The sequence below is a fragment of the Cysteiniphilum sp. QT6929 genome (genome assembly GCF_030035755.1).
Lineage (GTDB): Bacteria > Pseudomonadota > Gammaproteobacteria > Francisellales > Francisellaceae > Caedibacter > Caedibacter litoralis.
In genome coordinates this window covers 123,767-137,202 of sequence record NZ_CP103983.1, presented here as the reverse complement: position 1 = coordinate 137,202, position 13,436 = coordinate 123,767, and the positions used below count along the sequence as shown (strand labels likewise).

General features: G+C 39.4%; 14 protein-coding genes. 4 read left to right on the top strand and 10 right to left on the bottom strand.

The window, feature by feature from the left end; translation table 11 throughout:
• Positions 1-59 precede the first annotated feature (59 nt).
• Positions 60-1,388, top strand: coding sequence for an NCS2 family permease (locus NYP54_RS00650; RefSeq protein ID WP_283156712.1), 1,329 nt, complete (start codon positions 60-62; stop codon positions 1,386-1,388).
• A gap of 164 nt (positions 1,389-1,552) precedes the next feature.
• On the opposite strand, the gene NYP54_RS00645 is transcribed toward NYP54_RS00650, so the two are convergent.
• From NYP54_RS00645 to NYP54_RS00635, 3 genes are all read right to left on the bottom strand, one after another.
• Positions 1,553-2,437: a TIGR01777 family oxidoreductase gene (locus NYP54_RS00645; RefSeq protein ID WP_283156711.1), complete on the bottom strand. Its 885-nt coding sequence runs from the start codon at positions 2,435-2,437 to the stop codon at positions 1,553-1,555.
• A gap of 30 nt (positions 2,438-2,467) precedes the next feature.
• Complete coding sequence (locus tag NYP54_RS00640) at positions 2,468-3,283, bottom strand: DUF2797 domain-containing protein (RefSeq protein ID WP_283156710.1); 816 nt, start codon at positions 3,281-3,283, stop codon at positions 2,468-2,470.
• A gap of 204 nt (positions 3,284-3,487) precedes the next feature.
• The gene (locus NYP54_RS00635) at positions 3,488-4,345 is read right to left on the bottom strand and encodes a 7-cyano-7-deazaguanine synthase (RefSeq protein ID WP_283156709.1); all 858 of its coding nucleotides are present in this window, start codon (positions 4,343-4,345) and stop codon (positions 3,488-3,490) included.
• Between the two features lie 95 nt (positions 4,346-4,440).
• Here NYP54_RS00635 and NYP54_RS00630 point away from each other — a divergent pair, with 95 nt between their 5' ends.
• The 3 genes from NYP54_RS00630 (at position 4,441) to NYP54_RS00620 (ending at position 6,660) form a co-directional block, all read left to right on the top strand.
• Positions 4,441-4,917 carry a 6-carboxytetrahydropterin synthase gene (locus NYP54_RS00630; RefSeq protein WP_151193982.1) on the top strand — a complete coding sequence of 159 codons (477 nt, stop codon included), beginning with the start codon at positions 4,441-4,443 and terminating at the stop codon, positions 4,915-4,917.
• Entirely contained in the window at positions 4,862-5,677 is an 816-nt protein-coding gene (locus NYP54_RS00625) for a 7-carboxy-7-deazaguanine synthase QueE (RefSeq protein WP_283156708.1), read from the top strand. Before NYP54_RS00630 ends, NYP54_RS00625 begins: the two co-directional genes overlap by 56 nt.
• 122 nt (positions 5,678-5,799) lie before the next feature.
• Positions 5,800-6,660, top strand: coding sequence for a mechanosensitive ion channel domain-containing protein (locus NYP54_RS00620; RefSeq protein ID WP_283156707.1), 861 nt, complete (start codon positions 5,800-5,802; stop codon positions 6,658-6,660).
• On the opposite strand, the gene ispD is transcribed toward NYP54_RS00620, so the two are convergent.
• From ispD to yihA, 7 genes are all read right to left on the bottom strand, one after another.
• Positions 6,636-7,331, bottom strand: coding sequence for a 2-C-methyl-D-erythritol 4-phosphate cytidylyltransferase (gene ispD, locus NYP54_RS00615; protein WP_151193755.1), 696 nt, complete (start codon positions 7,329-7,331; stop codon positions 6,636-6,638). The two genes, NYP54_RS00620 and ispD, sit on opposite strands and share 25 nt — an antisense overlap.
• Positions 7,328-7,648 carry a septum formation initiator family protein gene (locus NYP54_RS00610; protein WP_283156706.1) on the bottom strand — a complete coding sequence of 107 codons (321 nt, stop codon included), beginning with the start codon at positions 7,646-7,648 and terminating at the stop codon, positions 7,328-7,330. The genes ispD and NYP54_RS00610 overlap by 4 nt, the downstream gene beginning before the upstream one ends.
• 42 nt (positions 7,649-7,690) lie before the next feature.
• On the bottom strand, positions 7,691-9,271 hold the full coding sequence (gene eno, locus NYP54_RS00605; RefSeq protein WP_349293330.1) for a phosphopyruvate hydratase: 1,581 nt from the start codon (positions 9,269-9,271) through the stop codon (positions 7,691-7,693).
• A gap of 79 nt (positions 9,272-9,350) precedes the next feature.
• Entirely contained in the window at positions 9,351-10,268 is a 918-nt protein-coding gene (gene rbsB / locus NYP54_RS00600; RefSeq protein ID WP_283156705.1) for a ribose ABC transporter substrate-binding protein RbsB, read from the bottom strand.
• 24 nt (positions 10,269-10,292) lie between these two features.
• The gene (gene rbsC, locus NYP54_RS00595; RefSeq protein WP_283156704.1) at positions 10,293-11,243 is read right to left on the bottom strand and encodes a ribose ABC transporter permease; all 951 of its coding nucleotides are present in this window, start codon (positions 11,241-11,243) and stop codon (positions 10,293-10,295) included.
• 19 nt (positions 11,244-11,262) lie between these two features.
• A complete protein-coding gene (locus NYP54_RS00590; RefSeq protein WP_283156703.1) occupies positions 11,263-12,771 on the bottom strand; it encodes a sugar ABC transporter ATP-binding protein in 1,509 nt (502 codons plus the stop codon).
• Positions 12,772-12,798: 27 nt separating this feature from the next.
• The gene (gene yihA, locus NYP54_RS00585) at positions 12,799-13,419 is read right to left on the bottom strand and encodes a ribosome biogenesis GTP-binding protein YihA/YsxC (RefSeq protein ID WP_283157495.1); all 621 of its coding nucleotides are present in this window, start codon (positions 13,417-13,419) and stop codon (positions 12,799-12,801) included.
• Positions 13,420-13,436: the final 17 nt, after the last annotated feature.

The window sequence follows — 13,436 nt, the reverse complement described above, 5'->3', positions numbered from 1 at the left end:
TAGCATGTTTTTTATTTCATGCTACAATAGCGCGCTTGGGAACCAAGCTTTAATCCACTATGAATTTTTTACATTTTTTACGCCGTTATTTTGAGTTTACTAAATATAACACCACACTACGCACTGAGCTTATCGCTGGTGTCACGACATTCTTAGCAATGCTTTATATTATTGTCGTTAATGCCAAGATTCTCTCTCAATCAGGCATGCCCGAGAATGCATTGGTAACAAGCACTGTCATCATCTCAGCCTTTGCCTCTATTGCCATGGGCGTTTACGCGAGAAACCCTTACGCGCTAGCTCCTGCCATGGGTATGAATGTATTTTTCACCTACACCATTGTTAAAGCATGGGGCATTCCTTGGCAAGTAGCATTAGGTGCTGTGTTCTGGTCTGGGGTTATCTTTGCCCTTTTAGCACTTTTTAATATCCGCACCAAAATTCTTGCAGGGATCCCTGATGGCGTGAAGCACGGCATTGGCGCAGGGATTGGCATATTTATTGCCTTAGTTGGTTTTTATAACGCAGGCTTTATCCACCAAGCACCATCAGGTTTATTGGAAATCGCGCCATTAACCGCTGAAACCTTAATTTTCTTAATCTGTTTTTTTGTGCTTATCATCTTCTTAGCATGCCGTTTTAAAGCGGCTATTCTCCTGATGATTATTTTAGGATGTGTTATCTCTTTTCCTGTGGGACGTTTCTTTGGTGATCACATTATCATGCACACACCAGATCATATCTTCTCATTACCTGATTTTTCACTATTTCTCTCAATTGACTGGTTGGGGAGCTTTAAAATTGCCATTATTCCGGCGGTTTTTACCTTTTTGTTTATTAATATTTTTGACAGCACAGGAACGTTAATCGGCTTAGCACAAGCATCCAACTGGTTTGATAAAGATGGTCAACCAATTCGCATTAAAAAATCACTGATTGTGGATTCATTTGCTTCAGCCTCTTCTGGTCTTTTTGGCAGCTCACCAACCTCTGTTTATGTTGAATCGATCACAGGTATTTCTGTTGGCGGGCGCACAGGCTTAGTCGCTGTCGTTGTGGGCTTATTATTTTTACCTTTCTTATTCTTAGCGCCATTAGTGATGATGGTGCCGATTTTTGTTGTCGCACCAGCACTTGTGATTGTCGGCAGCTTTATGCTGTGTTCAGTTAAGCAAATTCATTGGGATGATTTAACGCAAGCGATTCCTGCTTTTATGACGATTATTCTCATGCCGTTGACCTTATCAATATCAGAAGGTATTGTTTGGGGCATGGTTAGCTGGTTTGTGATTGTTCTTATTCAAGATCGCAAACAACTAACACCCATGCCGGTAATTATCACCTTCTGTTGTTTTTTAATTATGCTTAACTCCTTAAAGGTGATCTAATATTAGGTGACAATTAGCTTTACCAGTCACGACAACTAGAATTGCCGATTGAATCATGTAGTCTATTCCTTAATCAATAAAGCTGCAGATAATTAAGATTAAGGTATGCCAAGAAAACGAGTCACAACAGTAGTTACTTTATATTGCGGTAAAAAACTAAAAAGTCATTCCAACAAATCCATCAATGCCATCTCAATATATGGATATTCAAACATAAACCCTTTTTCTTGTAAGTATTTCGCCGAGATATTATGTGAAGATAGCAGCAGTTCCTTACCCATTTGCCCAAACATTAATCTTATCAACCATTGCGGCAAAACCAAATAACAGGGTTTATTAAGCACTTTTGTCAATGCCTTAATAAATACTCTCTGGCTACAGGCATTACCCGAGGCAATATTGATTTCAGTATTTATGCACTTCTGCTCAAGGATAAAAACCATCGCCTGACACAGATCATCAACATGCACCCATGACATCATCTGCTGACCATTGCCAATCATTGCACCTAATCCCTTTTTGGCAGTTGGCAGCAGTTTGTCAAGCACACCACCTTTACCAAGCACGACACCAAAGCGCACGATAGTTTTGCGGCGTAAGCGTGCGCGATTGACCACCGCCTCCCACTGATTCACAACATATTGGCAAAAGCCACTATTTGCTTTAGTTCTTTGGATAATATGTGTTTCATCTTGCTCTTTGACAGAGAAGGGATAAAAGCCAATCGCACTGGCATTAATCAACCACACATCATGATCAGCAATAAGTTTAATCAAACGCTCAGTCGGTTCAACGCGGCTGTTTATTATCTTGTCTTTTACTGATTTGCGCCAACGCTGCTCCCCAATGCCAAATCCACATAAATTAATCACTACGTCAAATTGTGTGATTTTTGTCGTCGTCATGTCCTGCCACGTAATACATTCATCAAAGCCCTCGATTGTTTGTATTTGACGGCTTAATAATGACACCCAATAACCTTGTTTTTTAAGATGATGAACAAGGTTTTGACCAATAAACCCTGAGCCTCCTGCTAGTAAAATTTTCATTTTTCCTCCTTGAATTTAGCTTATTGTTAATTACACCACCAATTGGCATTTATATCCGGCAAACTTGCGCATATTCATCACCCCTGTATCTAAGATGATATATTGCCCCTTAATACCCAATAATGCGCCTTCAACCAATGGATTTTTATCCAGATTATGTGAGCTAACTTTCTGCGGATATGAAAGCACAGGATAATGAATATCAATCACTTCACTATTCATCAGCTCAATTGACTGTGTGCCATATTGTGTTTTAAGTGATTCAATAAAATCATGCTCTTTTAGGAGCACTTCATTTTTTATTGATAACAAATCAATCGTATCAGGCTGCCCTTTTAACATTGCCTGCCAGTTGGTTTTATCCGCTAAGTGTTTCGCAAGCTTGGTTTCAATCAGCCCTGATAACAAACGCTCACTCACCTTAATAATCGGTAAAGCTTGTACCGCACCTTGATCAATCCAACGCGCGGGCGTATTTTTCTCACGCGTAATACCGACCTTCGCCTTGGCAGTATTTGCCAAATAGATATAATGCGGTTTAATACAGTGCTCATTTCCCCAATTGCTATCTCGACATGTCCCCTCATGAAAATGACATAACTCAGGCTTGATAATACAAGTATCGCACTCAGGCAAGCTACGCATACAAGGAAAACAATAGCCCTGACTAAAGCTTTTTTTGGTTAATCGCCCACAAGCAACGCAATTTATCTCGTTTAAAAACTCAAGCTTAATTACTTTGCCCAGTAAGTCATTCATATTAATATCATGCAACTGATAGCAAGCGTTATTGTCATGATCTAATGAAGTTTTCATTTTTTGCAGATGCAAAGTATATTCAGTCATTCAATACTCTTTTTATTTTTTTGTTTTTTTGTTTTTTTGTTTTTTTGTTTTTTTGTTTTTTACATTTCATTCAAACAACTTATCCACCCGTTGGCTGAGCGCTAGTCGAAGCCACCTCACCGTTGGCTGAGATAGTCGAAGCCATTACAAAACACAAAGGGCATACACCCTTCGACTTCGCTCAGGGTACGGTGGCTGTCTTATTTAAACTTCTTGCTTTTTAAATTCCGCAAGCGTTTTTTCAGCATGCGCTTTGACAGTTTGCCAAGTCACAGGTCCCAACTCATCGGCATAAGCAGCAGGATCTTGAAGCCCCAGGTTCAAAAATGCTTCAATGCGCCCAATCGATGAAGCAGATTGATAATCACTGTAAATCGTATTGTCATGTTCAACCGGAATATAGGAGGTAAACGTCATCTCATACACTTCCTCATATTTTAATCCCAATGCCTCACAAGCGCGCATGCCATCGCGTAGCACATCAGTCTTTGAGCTATTGATATATGGTAAATAATACGTGACTTTCTCAGCATCCCAATTCCCTGCGATAAAGGCATCATAATCTTTATCACGGAATAATTGTCGGCAATCAGGATAGGTTGCATGGTCTCCGCCATGAACACCCATCGCAATAATTACATCGGTGTTTTGCGCCTCGGCAATCGATAATGCTGCAGCTTGAATGATTGAGCTAAAAATTTTATTGCGATTTGGTACAACGGTTAGACGCATATTACTCTCGTGATAATGCCCAGTCGGTACATCCTCACCACCACTGATCAATGCTGAATGTAATAATTGCGATAAACCATCGATGTTAATGGTATGATGTTTGACCTTAAGACCTTGCTGTTTTAAGTAATCAGTAAGGCTCAACGCTTTCTCTAGCTCCACTTTATGCTTTTGACCATAGTCAAATGAAATCGCTGTCACCTCATAGCCATCATCAAGTAAACGCAACATCAATGAAGATGAATCCATACCACCTGAAAGCGACAATACTGCATATTTATTTTTTGTACTTTTTATACTTTTTGTATTATTTTTTATTTCATTACTCATTCTATTCTCCAAATCATTCCCTAATTTCAACGCAAAAGTTTATAAAAGCATCAGCAAATGGTATAGTGCTCAAAAATTCAAAGTATCATACCATAATGATTTATCGAGTTGAAAAATATCTTGATGGCTTTTCCACTTGCTTTCGCCAATGGAATGCTGAACACTCACACTGCCGCTTTTTGCATGGTTATGCCATTTCTTTTCGTTTACACTTTGCTGCTAAATCACTCGATCAGCATAACTGGGTCTGGGATTTTGGCTGGCTTAAAGATAAAAATCACACCATTGACGGCATGACCGCTAAAGAGTGGTTTCACTATATGTTTGATCACACCGTTGTCTTATCACAAAAAGATCCAGCCCTTGAGACATTTAAAGCATTGGAGCAACAAGGATTATTACAATTACGCACCTTACCATACTTCAGTTGTGAGGGCATTGCCGAGTTTGTATTAAACACCTTAAATCCGTTAGTACAGCAGCATAGTGATAATCGCGTTACATTATTTCGTGTCGATGTCATGGAGAATAACAAAAACCTTGGCGCCGTTGAGATTGATTATGCGCATTAATGATTACCATAAAATACTACCGATTATTGAACTTTACCCTTGTTTACAAGGTGAGGGATCACGCCGTGGACACCCCTCATTTGCGATTCGCACGACGGGTTGCACGCATCGCTGCCACTTCGGTGAACATGGTGGTTGGTGTGATACATGGTACTCAAGCATTCATGCGGATAAAGGCAAGTTTTGTTTTAACGATATTATCGACATGGTCAAAGCATATCCTGACATCAAAGAAATCATGCTCACAGGTGGTGCGCCAACCATGCATCCGGCATTGATTAATGAGATCATGCATGTGGCACATGAGCATAAGCTATTTGTGACACTAGAAACCGAAGGTTCACATTTTATAAAAACCGATCATCCGATTGATTTATTAAGCCTGTCACCTAAATTTACTAACAGCATTCCAAAGCTAGGTATAAAAACACCTAAAGGCACTATTGTTGATCAAAAGCTGATTGATCAACATAACAAATATCGCTTAAATCTTACTGCCATGCGTCAGATGATTGATTATCACCATGACTATCAATTAAAACCGGTGTGCGATGGCAGTGATGAAAATCTAGCAGAAATAACGTCTTTGATTAAGGCGCTTAATATTCCAAAGCATAAAGTGTATTTAATGCCAGCAGGCAGTACTCGTCAGGAAATAATTAAAGCCTATCCCAAAATTATTGATCTAGCCCTCATGCACGGTTTTAACTTCACCGGTCGCGATCATATTATCGCCTTTGATGATAAAATTGGTGTTTAATTCCCCCTCACCCGTTGTTTAGGTACTTAGCTTAGACTTATTCACATTTCCACTTGCACTATTTACTATTTTCTGTAACTTTAGCTTCATCAATAAATCTTTAGACTTAAAGGACTAACTTTATGGAGTTTCAAACACAGAATATTAATCAATATTTTCAATGGATCATATCGCTTATCTTAGAACATTTGCCTAGCGTTGTTCTTGCGCTGATTATCTTTGTTATTGGACTTATTCTTGCCAAAATTATTCGATCAACCACGCAGAAGCTGCTATTTAAAACCAAGCTAGACAAAGCGGTAACGATGTTTTTAATGCAGATATTACATATCTTTCTGGTTATCTTTGTCATTTTGATTGCCTTGAGTGAAATGGGTATATCCACTACCCCATTGACTGCCGCAATTACGGCACTTATTGTTGGTATCGGTATGTCTTTAAGAACCTCTGCTAATATCGTTGTGTCGGGCATTATGATTGTCTCAACGCGCCCATTTAGAATTGGTGAATTTGTTGATATGGGCGGCACAACAGGAACTGTCGAGGCAATTAACTTTGTCTTTTGCACACTACGTACTACCGATGGTCGAGAGGTTAAAGTGCCTAATAGCTTAGTGACTTCACGCATTATTACTAATTTCTCTAACAACGAGTTTCGCCGCAATGATTTCATTATCGGTATTGGCTATAGTAGCGATCTAAAGAAAGCAAAATTGCTATTGCAAGAGCTTGTAACAAACAATGCAAACATTATTCAAGAAGGTGATAAAGCCCCTATTATTCGTGTTGATGCTTTGGCTGATAGCAGTGTTAATTTACTGGTTCGCTATTGGACAAAGCGCGCTGACTTTCAGGAAACTAAATGGGCATTAACCGAACAGACTAAACTTTGCTTTGATGACAATGATATTGAGATCCCTTTCCCTCAAAGATCATTACATATCGAAAATATTCCGGCTCAACTTAGCGTTGATAAAAAATAATTGGCAAGCACCAGATCCTCTGGTGTCGTAATTTTAATATTACGCTTATCGCCATCAATAATAATAGGCTGATGATCAAGCGCTTCAATTGCGGATGCCTCATCCGTCACAACAATATTATTGTGTAGACAAAAATAATAGCCCATCAATAAACTGCGATAGCGAAATACCTGTGGCGTTTGCGCAAGATAAATCTGTTTTCTATCAAGCGTTTTAACGATATTAAACTCCGTATCAACAGCTTTAACGGTATCATGAGCTGCGGTGGCGAGAATCCCACCAATCGCATTTTCAACACGAATAGCCGCATAAAGCCTTCTGATATCATCTAAACGCACACAAGGTCTTGCGGCATCATGTACAAAAACCCAATCATCATCACTAGCGACATTTTTCAACGCCATCAAGGCATTGCGCACACTATCGCTACGCTCTTTGCCACCGGCGCAGATCTTAATGCGTGCATTGCTGATATGAATTGAGTTTTTCCAGTAACGATCTTTTGAGTCAAGTGCGACCACAACCAGATCAAAGAAGGGTTCGCTTAATAAGCGTGAAATCGTCGTATCGAGAATCGATAAACCATTATCCAGTTTAATGTATTGCTTTGGAATATCATGATTCATGCGACTACCAATGCCACTTGCCGGAATCACTAGAATTCGTTTCATTGACTATCTTCCTGTAATGCCACTTTTTTATCCTGCGGTGTGACGATTTGATAGAAAACCTCACCATTCTTGATAAAGCCAAGATTAGCACGCGCCATGCCTTCAAGTACGGAGTCATTCTGGCGCAAAGAGATAATCTCTGCATACCAATGCATATTACGCGCTAAGAGTTCATTATTTTTTTGCTGTTTGACGCTTACCTGTCCATTTAGCTCGTGCGTGGCAAAAAAACCTGTTTTGCTCCACCAAAAATCGTATTGTAAGGCAACAATGCCAATAAATAGTACAGCAATAAACAGGGTGTAACGTGAGATCATTATGCTTTTATTTTTTTAAGTTTTTAGGTTTTTGATATTTGCTTATGCTTTTGGCTGAGCTTCTGCTGTTGCATCACTTCCAACCGACTCAGCTTTTTTAATTTCTTTGTCCTCTTGAGACTGAGCATCATTCACTAAACTTTCCGTTTTTTCAACGATATGTTCCTTGACTTCAGTGGTGTGATTTTTTTCATCTTCAACAATGACGATTGTCTCTTCAACAACAGTATTTTTTTGCGCTACATGCGCTTTTGCTGTTTCACCTGCTTCACCTGCTTCATCTGCTTCATCTGTTTCAGCATTTTGCTCAGCAGTTGAATCATCAGCATCAACATCGTCACTAAAATTAAATGTCTTAAGTCCAGGGTAGATGGCATTATCTGCTAAATCTTCTTCAATACGTAATAATTGATTGTATTTAGAAACGCGATCTGAGCGACATAAAGAACCTGTTTTGATTTGTCCAGCACCCGTTGCCACCGCTAAATCAGCAATCGTCGTATCAGATGTCTCACCTGAGCGATGTGAAATAACGCAAGTATAACCTGCTTCAGCTGCCATCGCCATCGCTTCAAATGTCTCACTTAATGTACCGATTTGATTGAGTTTAACTAAAATTGAATTAGCAATACCTTTGTCAATTCCTTCACGCAAAATTTTACTATTGGTCACAAACAAATCATCACCAACTAATTGTACTTTTTTGCCTAAACGTTCAGTTAATAACTTCCAGCCTTCCCAGTCATTTTCAGCCATGCCATCTTCAATAGAAATAATCGGATAGCGATTGACCCAATCTTCTAGATAATCAACAAACTCCGCTGAGCTTAATGATTTATTCTCAGATGCCAACACATACTTGCCGTCTTTGTAAAATTCACTACTGGCTAGATCTAGCGCGATATAAACTTCTTCACCGGCTTTATAACCCGCCTCTTCAATCGCTTTTAAAATCATTTCAATCGCAACCGCATTTGATGGCAAATTAGGTGCATATCCGCCCTCGTCCCCTACACCGGCAACGCTAAAGCCTGCATTTGCTAGAACTTTTTTCAAGGTGTGGAAGATTTCAGCGCCACAACGAAGTGCATCAGAGAATTTATCAAAGCCAACTGGCATAATCATAAACTCTTGCATATCGACATTATTATCAGCATGCTCACCACCGTTTATTACATTCATCATCGGCACCGGCATAATATACTCTTTAGAGTTCATCAAATAACGATAAAAAGGTTTTCTAAGGTGTGAAGCTGCTGCTTTAGCACATGCCAAAGACACGGCTAGAATGGCATTAGCACCTAACTTTTCTTTATTTTCAGTACCATCTAGATCAATCATCGTCTGATCAACCAAACGTTGATCTAAAGCATCTAAGCCAACAACCGCTTTTTTAATTGCTTTATTGACATTATTCACTGCTTTTTGCACGCTTTTGCCAAGATAGTTCTTCTTATCACCATCACGTAATTCCAGTGCTTCTCTGGTGCCTGTTGATGCACCTGAAGGTGCAGCAGCACGACCAAAAGCACCTGATTCTAAAATAACATCGGCTTCAATTGTTGGATTACCACGAGAGTCTAAAATTTGTCTTGCAACAACATTACTAATTTTTGCGTTCATTGTTTTACCTTTAATTTGTTCATTCCATTCCTAAAAACTGGCATAAGAATACCAATATTTGCTCTAAATGCCTAGCAGATTAAGCGTTAGATTGAGTGACTAATCTCAAAGGAACAACAATATGTGGATTTACCTTTTCACCGCGCAAGAATTTAATCGCCGCTTCAACACCAAGCTCACCCATTAAATACGGTTGTTGCGCAATGGTTGCTACCATTTTTCCGGCTTTAACGGCATTGATACCCTCTTTCGTGCCATCAAAACCGATAAGGATAATATGCTTTTTACCTGCTTCTTCAATCGCACGCATAGCACCCAATGCCATCTCATCGTTTTGCGCAAAAATACCATTAACATCAGGGTTGGCTTGTAATAAGTTTTGCGTGACATTTAAACCTTGTGTGCGATCAAAATTCGCTGGCTGTTTCGCCACAATTTTGATATCTGATGTTGCCATTTCATTATCAAAACCTTGACCACGCTCTTTAGAAGCTGAAGCACCTGGGATCCCTTGAAGTTCGATAATTTTGCCACTGTTATTTAAACGATCAATCATATATTGTGCTGCCATTTTGCCACCTGCCACATTATTTGACTCAATATGTGACAATACTTTGCCTGAATCAGCTGTGCGATCTAAAGTAATGATTTCAACACCATGCTGATTCGCATATTTCACCGCATTAGAAACGGCTTGTGAATCCGTTGGGTTGATAATAATCACTTTAATATTTTTAGTCACTAGGTCTTGGACATTAGACAGCTCTCTTGCTGGGTCATTACGTGAATCAAGGGTGATAACTTTATATCCTTCCGCTTTTGCTGTTTCTTCCGCGCCATTTTTCATGCTAACGAAAAATGGATTATCTAAAGTTGAGACCACAAAGCCAACCGTTTTATCATTATCATTTGAGCTACCACATCCTGCCACTATTAGCATTGCAACAACACCAATAATAGCTGTAATCACTTTAAAAATACGTGTTTTCATTTTCATTTCTTCTCCATGAGGTTAGTTACACTAGTTTTTCACTTTAAAATCAAATAATACCGCTATCAATATGACCAATGCCTTGACGATCATTTGATAATACGAGGAAACATCCATTAAATTAAGCGCGTTACTTAATAAACCGATAATAAGCGCGCCCATCAATGTGCCCATAATTTTACCTTTACCACCAAAAAGGCTTGTCCCGCCTAAGACTACAGCAGCAATTGCATCAAGCTCGTAACCAGTACCTGCTGTAGGTTGTGCTGATGACAGTCGCGAGGTAATAATCATTGCCGCAACTGCTGATAAAGCACCCGAGATGGCATAAACAGCAAATTTAATACGATTCACACGAATGCCAGCAAGCTTTGTTGCCTCTTCATTGCCACCGGTAGCATAGACATATCGCCCAAAACGCGTGTATTTCAATACATAAAAAGCCACCGCAAAAACCACTGCCATAATATACACAGGAAAAGGAACACCCAACAAACTACCCGTACCAATAAAAGCAAAAGCATCAGAGCTTGTTGCCACCGGATAACCATCACTAAACACCATAGTTAACCCACGAAATAAAGTCATGGTAATCAATGTTGCAATAAACGGCTGCACCGCGCCTTTAGTGACAATCGTGCCACTGACACCACCAAAGATAACACCGGCTAAAATCGTCAAGGGAATAACTAAATAAATCGGTACCATCCATTGCAATAAAAACGCACAAACAACACCACAAAGTGCTAATACAGAGCCAACCGATAGATCAATGCCTTTGGTTAAAATAACAAACGTCATACCCACTGCAATCACGGCATTGACAGATGTCTGTTGCAAAATCACTAAGATATTATTCCACGTCAGAAAGTATTGATTCAAACATGACATCACAATAATCATAACAACAAGTGCCAATGCCGCTTTATGCTCAATTAAAAATTGTTTATTAACTTTACTCATCACTCTATTTTTCAGCATTACTCTCCCCTTAAACCATTTAAGCAATTGCCAATTTCATTACTGCTTCTTGTGAAATATTATCTGCCATCAACTCACCCTTTATCTCACCTTCACGCATCACGAGCATACGATCACTCAAACCAATCACCTCAGGCATTTCTGAGGAAATAAATAAAATCGCCAAACCCTGCGCTTTGAGTGTATGAATCAAGCGGTATATCTCGCGCTTTGCCGCGACATCAATACCACGCGTTGGCTCATCTAAAATTAACAACTTCGGTTGACATAATAAACCCTTGGCAATCGCAATTTTTTGCTGATTACCACCGCTTAGGTTACTGACTAATTGATCTTGATTCGGTGTTTTAATTTTCAGTTTATCTATATACTTAGAAGCCACTTCTTTTTCTTGTGATCGATCGATATGCCCAAATGCATTTGAAAGTTTTTTAAGTGATGCTAACGTCATGTTCTCTTTAACACTAGCGCCTAAAACAAGTCCATCAACTTTGCGATCTTCTGAAATATAGACAATACCATGGGCTAAAGCTTGTGTTGGGTTGTTTACGCGAATTACTTCACCTGCCAATGTCATTTGTCCCTTTTTAATCGGATGACAACCGTAAATACTACGCGCAAGCTCAGTTCGTCCCGCCCCAATTAACCCATACACACCAAGCACTTCACCTTGATGAATAACGAAACTTGCTGGCTTGATTTTGTCATTACTAATACTTTCTGCTTTAAATAATTGCTGCATCGGCTGCTCTGAGATCTGGGTATGCTCTGTAGATGATAATGCTGCCATCTTACGACCAACCATTTTCTCAATGATTTGTTCATGCGTTAACGCATTTGTTTTACTCTCGATAATAAACTGACCATCACGCATAATCGTAATATCATCACAAATCTCAAAGATTTCCTCCATGCGATGCGAGATATAAATAATGCATTTTCCTTCCTCACATAATTTTCTAATAATTTCAAATAAGCGTTTAACCTCTTTTTCAGTTAATGCATCGGTAGGTTCATCCATCACAATAATTTGTGCATCTAATGATAAAGCTTTGGCAAGCTCCAAAAGTTTTTGATCACCAATACTTAAGTTATTTGCCAAGCTTGATGCCTTTTGTTTCATATGCAACCCATCAAGTATTTTATCAACTTTATGATAAGTTGCCTTCCAGTCAATACTTAGGCGATTACGCATAACCTCGCGACCCAAGAGAACATTCTCAGCAATTGTCAGATCCGGCAATATATGCGGCTCTTGATGCACCATAGCGATGCCCGCTGCTTGCGTTTTGGCAATGCCATCAAACTCAACCTTTTGACCAAAACAATAAATCTCACCTTCATCTTTTTGGTAAATACCATTTAACACTTTCATCAACGTTGATTTACCGGCACCATTCTCACCCAAAAGCCCCATCACTTTGCCGCGATATGCTGATAAGCTCACACCATCTAATGCTTTAGTCCCTGGAAAACTTTTATGAATATTCTCTAAGCGTAATACACATTGATCTTCATGCCTTTGCACAATCTTCTCCCTCTTAAGATTTAGCCGCTAGATACTTTCCAAATCAACAAATGGCAGGTTATACCATTGATCGAGCTTATGCTTTAACTTATCTAATCCCATTTTGTTTTGCGCTGAAAACAATTGAAAACTGATATTCTCAGGTGCGCGCACTTGCTTTAAATAGTCACGTAATAAGCGCTCAGCTTTTGCTTTTTCTGAATTATTAAGCTTATCCGCCTTGGTTAATAAAACATGCAAGTTTAAATTATTCTGTACTGCCGCTTCGATCATCATGCAATCAAAGCTTTTAATGGGATGGCGAGAATCTACGAGCAACACTATCCCCTTTAAACAGGCTCTGGTGGTTAGATACATCTCTAGCGTTTTCTGCCAACTTGCTTTGATCTTTTCCGATACTTTGGCATAACCATAACCGGGTAAATCGACTAAGCGTTTATCCTCTTCCAACTCAAATAAATTGATCAGCTGCGTCCGCCCAGGTGTTTTACTGACACGTGCCAATTTTGTCTGTTCGGTTAATGCATTTAAGGCACTGGATTTACCGGCATTAGAACGTCCCGCAAACGCTACTTCAATACCATAGTCATGAGGAAGTTGCTCAACTAATGCAGCCCCCATCACATAGGTTGCATGCCGGTAATTCATCGGCTTGAGCGGCAGTG

Coding starts and splice junctions, on each gene's coding strand:
- NYP54_RS00650 (WP_283156712.1), top strand. CDS start 60: ATGAATTTTTTACATTTTTTACGCCGTTATTTTGAGTTTACTAAATAT.
- NYP54_RS00645 (WP_283156711.1), bottom strand. CDS start 2,437: ATGAAAATTTTACTAGCAGGAGGCTCAGGGTTTATTGGTCAAAACCTT.
- NYP54_RS00640 (WP_283156710.1), bottom strand. CDS start 3,283: ATGACTGAATATACTTTGCATCTGCAAAAAATGAAAACTTCATTAGAT.
- NYP54_RS00635 (WP_283156709.1), bottom strand. CDS start 4,345: ATGAGTAATGAAATAAAAAATAATACAAAAAGTATAAAAAGTACAAAA.
- NYP54_RS00630 (WP_151193982.1), top strand. CDS start 4,441: ATGATTTATCGAGTTGAAAAATATCTTGATGGCTTTTCCACTTGCTTT.
- NYP54_RS00625 (WP_283156708.1), top strand. CDS start 4,862: ATGTCATGGAGAATAACAAAAACCTTGGCGCCGTTGAGATTGATTATG.
- NYP54_RS00620 (WP_283156707.1), top strand. CDS start 5,800: ATGGAGTTTCAAACACAGAATATTAATCAATATTTTCAATGGATCATA.
- ispD (WP_151193755.1), bottom strand. CDS start 7,331: ATGAAACGAATTCTAGTGATTCCGGCAAGTGGCATTGGTAGTCGCATG.
- NYP54_RS00610 (WP_283156706.1), bottom strand. CDS start 7,648: ATGATCTCACGTTACACCCTGTTTATTGCTGTACTATTTATTGGCATT.
- eno (WP_349293330.1), bottom strand. CDS start 9,271: ATGAACGCAAAAATTAGTAATGTTGTTGCAAGACAAATTTTAGACTCT.
- rbsB (WP_283156705.1), bottom strand. CDS start 10,268: ATGAAAATGAAAACACGTATTTTTAAAGTGATTACAGCTATTATTGGT.
- rbsC (WP_283156704.1), bottom strand. CDS start 11,243: ATGCTGAAAAATAGAGTGATGAGTAAAGTTAATAAACAATTTTTAATT.
- yihA (WP_283157495.1), bottom strand. CDS start 13,419: ATGAATTACCGGCATGCAACCTATGTGATGGGGGCTGCATTAGTTGAG.